This is a genomic window from Shewanella sp. 11B5 (assembly GCF_002836795.1).
GTDB lineage: Bacteria > Pseudomonadota > Gammaproteobacteria > Enterobacterales > Shewanellaceae > Shewanella > Shewanella frigidimarina.
Genome location: NZ_PJAP01000332.1, coordinates 1 through 6,697, shown reverse-complemented (window position 1 = coordinate 6,697; position 6,697 = coordinate 1). Strand labels below are relative to the sequence as shown.

Here is a 6,697-nt window from a genome sequence, read left to right as displayed (position 1 = left end):
CAGGTGCATCAAATTGCTTGGCTATCACTTGTGGGTAAACACTTACGGTGTACTGGCGATAAAGGTAAGGTCCAGTTCGCCCTGGGTTTGAGTGAGCATATAGACCAATCACTGGCGTACCTTGAGTAACAGCCATATGCAAGGGTCCGGTATCTGGTGCTAGCACTAGCTTGGCTTGTTTTAACACTGCAAGCAGCTGAGTCAAAGATGTCTTACCTACTTGGTTCTCCAATGGCTGTTGGCTATGAGATTGAATCACATCCGCTAGATTTTTTTCTAACGCGGTTGGGCCGCCGCACAACATTACTCTGAATCCCTGCGTAATAGCATAATCAGCAACGGCAGCGTAACGCTCTGGCAGCCAGTTGCGTTCGGCCTTACTGGCTGCTGCGCAAATCACCATGACTTTATCATCGCCCACCAGTTGTTTGGCAAAGTCGGTATCGGCTTGTGGTACAGGAATATTCCAGCTTGGCGTTAAGTCTTCTACACCAATGGCTTTAGCAAACCCCATAAAACCATCTAATACATGCGGTGTGGCCAATGGCTCAACGGCGTGATTGGTCACCAACCACTGGCCTTCTTTGGCTCTGGCCTTATCAAATCCGACCCGAATTCGCGCCTTGATCATTAATGAGGCTATGGTCGCACGAAGTGCAACTTGCATATGTAGCAGCACATCAAAACGTTGGCCTTGTAAATCACGACGTAACTGAATATAGCTACGCCAGCCCTTGGACTTGTCGAAAATAACAAACTGGATCCCAGGCAAATGCTTGAGTAATTGATATTCAACCTTACCAATAATCCACGTAATACTCAGGTCTGGATACTGTTTTTGAATAGCCTGCACCATTGCTACTGCGTGGCAAACATCACCAATGGCAGACAAACGCAGTAAACATAATGAACGTATCGCACTAAAGTCAGCTTTCATTGATTATCCAATATGCTTGAGTGAAGAATTAAGGCGGTGAAGGCAAGTTAGTGATCTTAAGGTATAATGTTATTTCGATCCACAATCTAACCAATGCTATTGATAATTAGATGCAAATAAAAAACACCCAACTTGGCCATATTGCATGGTGTGAAACCACTGCCCAACACATAGCACCGCAAGACTTCGCGGTTGATGGTTGGCGAGAAAAAAATGCAGTGGTGGGTCAGTCCAAAGGCCGTTACACCACATGGTTTGTCAAAACCGATAACTCGGACAGCCCGCAAACATGGGTGTTACGCCATTATTGGCGCGGTGGAATGATGGAAAAATTCAGCCGAGATGCCTACTTCTATACCGGCCTACAACGAACCCGTGCTGTGGCAGAGTTAGCGATCCTTGAAGTTTTGTATCAAGAAGGATTTGCGGTTCCACGCCCTATTGCGGCGAATGTTGAACGTTTTGGTTTATGGTATCGAGCCGATATAATTATTGAACATGTTGCTGGTGCAAATGATTTAGTGGCTTACTTAAGCCATAACCCAATGACAGAATCGCAATGGTATTTATTAGGCGAAACCATTGCCAAATTTCATCAGCGTGGGGTATATCACGCCGATTTAAATGCCAAAAACATCTTACTGGCACATGGGGAATTCTATTTGATTGATTTTGATCGAGGCGAATTACGTACACCACAGCCTACATGGCAACAAGCCAATTTAGACCGCTTGCTACGTTCTTTTAACAAAGAGCACGCTAAACTGACTACGCTGCAATTTAGTCAACAGTATTGGCTGCAATTACTTGCCGGTTATCAAAGCATCAACCCAATCTAAAGCTAACTCGGTATGGGGTAGTGATAAAAATAGACGCTAACTTGCGTCTATTTTTATACGTTTATGTTCAAATGGCTAACAGTAAAAGGTTACACGATGAGTTCATTAATGAAGGTAAACTGCTTTAAAAGCGCACCCCGATTTTGCTCAACTACAGCTAATCCAGCAAAGGACGCGGATTGATACATATGGCTATCGGTAAACTTATTTTGTAATTCTTGCGCCAATTCATCTGCTGAGCTAATACAGATCAATGCGCCGGCATCGGCAAGTAATTGGGTAATTTCAGCAAAATCCCAATGGTTGGGGCCAACATACACAGGTAGCCCCATAGCAGCAGGCTCTAGCGGATTATGACCACCATTATTAATCAATGTCCCACCAACAAATGCCTGATCCGCTGTACCGTATAGCATCACTAGCTCCCCCATAGTGTCGCCAAGTAATACCTGAGTCTGGCTATTAACCTCATCATTCATACTACGTCTCGCTAACACCAATCCAGATTGGGTAATGGTAATAGCGGCTAAATTAAATTGCTCAGGATGTCGAGGCGCCATAATCAATAATGCATTCGGGAAACAAGCTAATAGCTGTTTATGAGCACTCAAAATGGCCTCAAACTCGCCGGGGTGAACACTCCCAGCAACCCAAATAGGTGAATTAACCCGATCCCACTTGGCTCGAAGCGTGTTGGCTTGCTGTTCTTTGATGGGATCAATAGTGAGATCAAACTTCAAACTGCCACACACATGTATGCGCTGACTAGTCACTCCTAGGGTAATAAACCGTTCGGCTTCAGCTTTAGTTTGTACGGTAATCAAGTTGAGTTTGTTTAACATCGGCACAGCCAAACGACGCTTTTTGGCGTATTTATCAGCGGACTTTTGCGATAAGCGTGCATTGGCTAAAATCAGAGTCACTTGTTGCTGCTCTGCAAAGTGGACTAAGTTTGGCCACAACTCGGTCTCCATGATAATGCACACTTTGGGCTGTAATTGGCGTAAAAAACGTTTAATTGCATATGAAAAATCAAACGGTAAATAGCAATGCTGGACTGTATCGCCAAATGCTTTAGTCACTTCAGCAGACCCTGTTGGACTGGTTGTAGTAACGGTAAATACGTAATCTGGGTGCGCAGTCATCAACTGCTTAATCAACGGAATCGCCGCTAACGTTTCTCCCATCGACACACTGTGGATCAACACATCAGTTTTGGTTACCTTAGCAAAACCAAAACGTTCAGACCAACGGCTACGATAGTCGACACTTTTTATGGCACGAAATGCTAAATAAAGAATCACCAGCGGAAACAACAAATATAGGAACAAAGAATAAACAATACGGTTCATGTAAGATGGGTCATCGATTTTTGCTTGTCAGATAAGCACAATGTTAACATACTCATATTAAGTCGGCTTAACGAATTATTTGAGCGACAATAAGTCAATAATGAATATGGAAATCACATGAAAACCCGCGATAAAATCATTTTTGCCAGCTTAGAACTATTCAATGAACACGGTGAGCGTAGCATTACCACCAACCATATTGCAGCGCATTTAGGCATTAGTCCGGGCAATTTGTACTATCACTTCCGCAATAAAGAAGACATCATCAATTCAATTTTCAGTCTATATGAAAGTCATTTAGAGTCAGGCTTTAAGCCTTATGATGATGTGCCTATTACGATTGAATTATTAATGGGTTATTTTGATGCCATGTTCTATACCTTATGGCAGTTTAGGTTTATGTATGCCAACTTAGCCGATATTTTAAGCCGTGATGATGCGCTAAAGAAACGCTACTTACATGCTCAACAACAAGTACTGACTCGCTCAAGTGATGTACTGCGCAAACTCAAAAAAGACGGTTTCCTAGACGTCGATGATAATAAAGTAACCGCGCTTGCCGACACCATTAAAATGATGGTCAGTTTCTGGATTAGCTACCAATTAACTCAATCTAGTACATCAACCATCACTAAAGCCACACTATACGACGGGTTATTAAGAGTATTGATGATTTTTCAGGCTTACTCGACTCCCACTTCAACCGCAACATTTTGTCGTTTAGAGCAACACTACTTAGACATAGCCAGCCAAGAACGCCATAGCATCGCACAAATATAAGCGAAGTATTTCGTTTTCCTCGCAGCGATTACAGAATTTCCAATCCACTAATAACCAACTACAATTGAATTGGTTATTAGCGGATTAATTTAGGGTTATCACCCGCCTTTCAAATCCCGCCACCTACATGTTAATGATTAGTTTTTTTAATGTGAGTAAGTCGATACCCCTAATCTAACTCATGTTGGTCTGACGACTAAAAAAAACGCTGTAGAGCGGCAAAAATAAAGGTTAGAATGCCAATAACTCCAAAACACCCTGTCATTTATCGCGGTGTTTTACTGCGTGATTTGGATAAGCATAATAACCATATTTAGGAGAACACAGGTGGCATCTACCTCTTTTTACGACCGAATTAATCAGCAAATTGTCGATGTAAAAGCCGATGGCTTATACAAAAGTGAACGCATCATTGCTTCAGCTCAACAAACAGCGATTCAAGTTAATAGTGAAGAAGTGATTAACTTCTGCGCCAATAACTATTTAGGTTTAGCGAATCATCCTGAACTTATCAAAGCAGCAAAAGCCGGTTTAGACAGTCACGGTTTTGGTATGGCATCGGTACGATTCATTTGTGGTACTCAAGACATACATAAGCAATTAGAAGCTAGCCTAAGTGCTTTTTTAGGTATGGAAGACACCATTTTGTACTCGTCTTGCTTCGACGCTAATGCCGGTCTTTTTGAAACGTTATTAGATGCAGAGGACGCTATTGTGTCCGACGCGCTTAACCATGCTTCAATTATTGATGGCGTGCGTTTATGTAAAGCTAAGCGTTTTCGTTATGCCAACAATGACATGGCCGACTTGGAAACTCAGCTAATTGCAGCCCAAGCTGCTGGTGCACGTAACATTTTGATCGCCACTGACGGTGTATTCTCAATGGATGGTGTAATCGCTAACCTTCAAGGTGTATGTGATCTAGCAGATAAGTACGGCGCATTAGTGATGGTCGATGACTCTCACGCAGTTGGCTTTATCGGTCAAAATGGTCGTGGAACCCATGAATACTGTAATGTCATGGATCGTGTCGATATTATTACCGGTACATTAGGTAAAGCGTTAGGTGGCGCCTCGGGTGGTTTTACTGCAGCGAAAAAAGAAGTCGTTGAATGGTTACGTCAGCGCTCTCGCCCTTACCTGTTTTCAAACTCATTAGCGCCTTCTATTGTTAGTGCGTCTATCCGTGTGCTTGAAATGCTAAAAACGGGTCAAGACTTGCGTGAAGCAGTATGGGAAAACAGTCGTTATTTCCGTGAGCAAATGTCTGCTGTTGGTTTCACCTTAGGTGGTGCAGACCATGCCATTATCCCTGTCATGATTGGCGATGCTAAATTGGCCGGCGATTTTGCTAACCGTTTATTACAAGAGCATATTTACGTGGTCGGTTTTTCGTTCCCAGTGGTACCAAAAGGCCAAGCGCGTATTCGTACCCAAATGTCTGCTGCGCACACTCGCGAGCAACTTGATCATGCTATTGGTGCCTTTACCCGTATTGGTAAAGATATGGGCATTATCTAATCTAACTTGGTTAATGAAAGCATAGATTAATAACAGCATCGCGTAGTAATCGCTAAAGATAGCTCAGACTAAAATAGGTCATCAACATGAAAGCATTAAGTAAGTTAAAGCCTGAAGAAGGCATCTGGATGGTCGATGCACCAAAACCAGAAATGGGTCACAACGACCTGCTAATTAAAATTCGTAAAACAGCTATTTGTGGTACTGACGTGCATATCTATAACTGGGACGAATGGTCGCAAAAAACCATTCCAGTTCCGATGATTGCCGGTCATGAATATGTCGGTGAAGTGGTCGATGTTGGCCAGGAAGTACGTGGATTTAATATTGGTGATCGTGTATCTGGAGAAGGTCACATCACCTGTGGTCACTGCCGTAACTGTCGTGCTGGCCGTACCCACTTATGCCGTAACACTTCAGGCGTTGGTGTGAATCGTGACGGTGCGTTCGCCGAATACTTAGTGCTACCAGCGTTTAACGCCTTTAAAATCCCTGCGGATATTCCAGATGATTTAGCGGCTATATTCGATCCATTCGGTAATGCGGTACATACTGCATTGTCGTTTGATTTAGTCGGTGAAGATGTGTTGATTACCGGTGCCGGCCCTATTGGTATTATGGCTGCTGCGGTTTGTAAACACGTTGGGGCTCGTCATGTTGTAATTACTGACGTAAACGAATACCGACTTGATCTTGCCCGAAAAATGGGTGCGACTCGCGCAGTAAATGTTGCAACAGAAAACCTTAAAGATGTCATGAAAGAACTTGGCATGACAGAAGGCTTTGACGTCGGTTTAGAAATGTCAGGCGTACCATCGGCATTCCACGCGATGTTAGACACCATGAACCACGGTGGTAAAATTGCCATGCTAGGTATTCCTGGTGGCGAAATGGCCATTGATTGGAGCAAAATCATTTTTAAAGGGTTGATCATCAAAGGTATTTATGGCCGTGAAATGTTCGAAACTTGGTACAAAATGGCAAGCTTAATCCAATCTGGCTTAGACTTGTCACCCATCATTACTCATCACTTTAGTATTGATGATTTCCAGAAAGGCTTCGATGCAATGCGTTCAGGTCAGTCAGGTAAAGTTATATTGAACTGGGATTAAGCTTTACTGTCTCAGTATTGTGGCTTAATGAGTCAGTACACCAACAAGGGGTTGTATTTATACAACCCCTTGTTGCAAACTGGCGCTAAGCACATCGCTATTTGTACATTTTTATAGGTAATATCATGTCTGGTTTTAAACATTTGTCTATCAATG

6 protein-coding genes are annotated in these 6,697 nt (G+C 43.0%); 4 read left to right on the top strand and 2 right to left on the bottom strand.

The genetic code is table 11. The annotated features are described in order from the left end of the window. Positions 1-937 (bottom strand): glycosyltransferase family 9 protein (locus CXF78_RS06965; protein ID WP_102036363.1); only part of this gene is annotated, 937 nt, incomplete at its 3' end. 110 nt (positions 938-1,047) lie between these two features. Between CXF78_RS06965 and CXF78_RS06960 the strand changes: the two genes are divergently transcribed. Then, positions 1,048-1,776: a 3-deoxy-D-manno-octulosonic acid kinase gene (locus tag CXF78_RS06960; RefSeq protein ID WP_102036362.1), complete on the top strand. Its 729-nt coding sequence runs from the start codon at positions 1,048-1,050 to the stop codon at positions 1,774-1,776. A gap of 89 nt (positions 1,777-1,865) precedes the next feature. On the opposite strand, the gene waaA is transcribed toward CXF78_RS06960, so the two are convergent. Next, positions 1,866-3,128, bottom strand: a complete 1,263-nt coding sequence (waaA, locus tag CXF78_RS06955) for a lipid IV(A) 3-deoxy-D-manno-octulosonic acid transferase (RefSeq protein WP_102036361.1) — start codon at positions 3,126-3,128, stop codon at positions 1,866-1,868. Between the two features lie 117 nt (positions 3,129-3,245). On the opposite strand from waaA, the gene CXF78_RS06950 reads away from it, so the two are divergent. The 3 genes from CXF78_RS06950 to tdh all read left to right on the top strand — a co-directional run bounded on the left by CXF78_RS06950 (position 3,246) and on the right by tdh (position 6,541). After that, positions 3,246-3,908, top strand: coding sequence for a TetR/AcrR family transcriptional regulator (locus tag CXF78_RS06950; RefSeq protein WP_011639346.1), 663 nt, complete (start codon positions 3,246-3,248; stop codon positions 3,906-3,908). Between the two features lie 327 nt (positions 3,909-4,235). Next, positions 4,236-5,429 carry a glycine C-acetyltransferase gene (locus CXF78_RS06945; RefSeq protein WP_059747038.1) on the top strand — a complete coding sequence of 398 codons (1,194 nt, stop codon included), beginning with the start codon at positions 4,236-4,238 and terminating at the stop codon, positions 5,427-5,429. Between the two features lie 86 nt (positions 5,430-5,515). Continuing rightward, the gene (gene tdh / locus CXF78_RS06940; RefSeq protein ID WP_102036360.1) at positions 5,516-6,541 is read left to right on the top strand and encodes an L-threonine 3-dehydrogenase; all 1,026 of its coding nucleotides are present in this window, start codon (positions 5,516-5,518) and stop codon (positions 6,539-6,541) included. The last annotated feature ends 156 nt before the right edge of the window (positions 6,542-6,697 follow it).

Coding starts and splice junctions, on each gene's coding strand:
- CXF78_RS06950 (WP_011639346.1), top strand. CDS start 3,246: ATGAAAACCCGCGATAAAATCATTTTTGCCAGCTTAGAACTATTCAAT.
- CXF78_RS06960 (WP_102036362.1), top strand. CDS start 1,048: ATGCAAATAAAAAACACCCAACTTGGCCATATTGCATGGTGTGAAACC.
- waaA (WP_102036361.1), bottom strand. CDS start 3,128: ATGAACCGTATTGTTTATTCTTTGTTCCTATATTTGTTGTTTCCGCTG.
- tdh (WP_102036360.1), top strand. CDS start 5,516: ATGAAAGCATTAAGTAAGTTAAAGCCTGAAGAAGGCATCTGGATGGTC.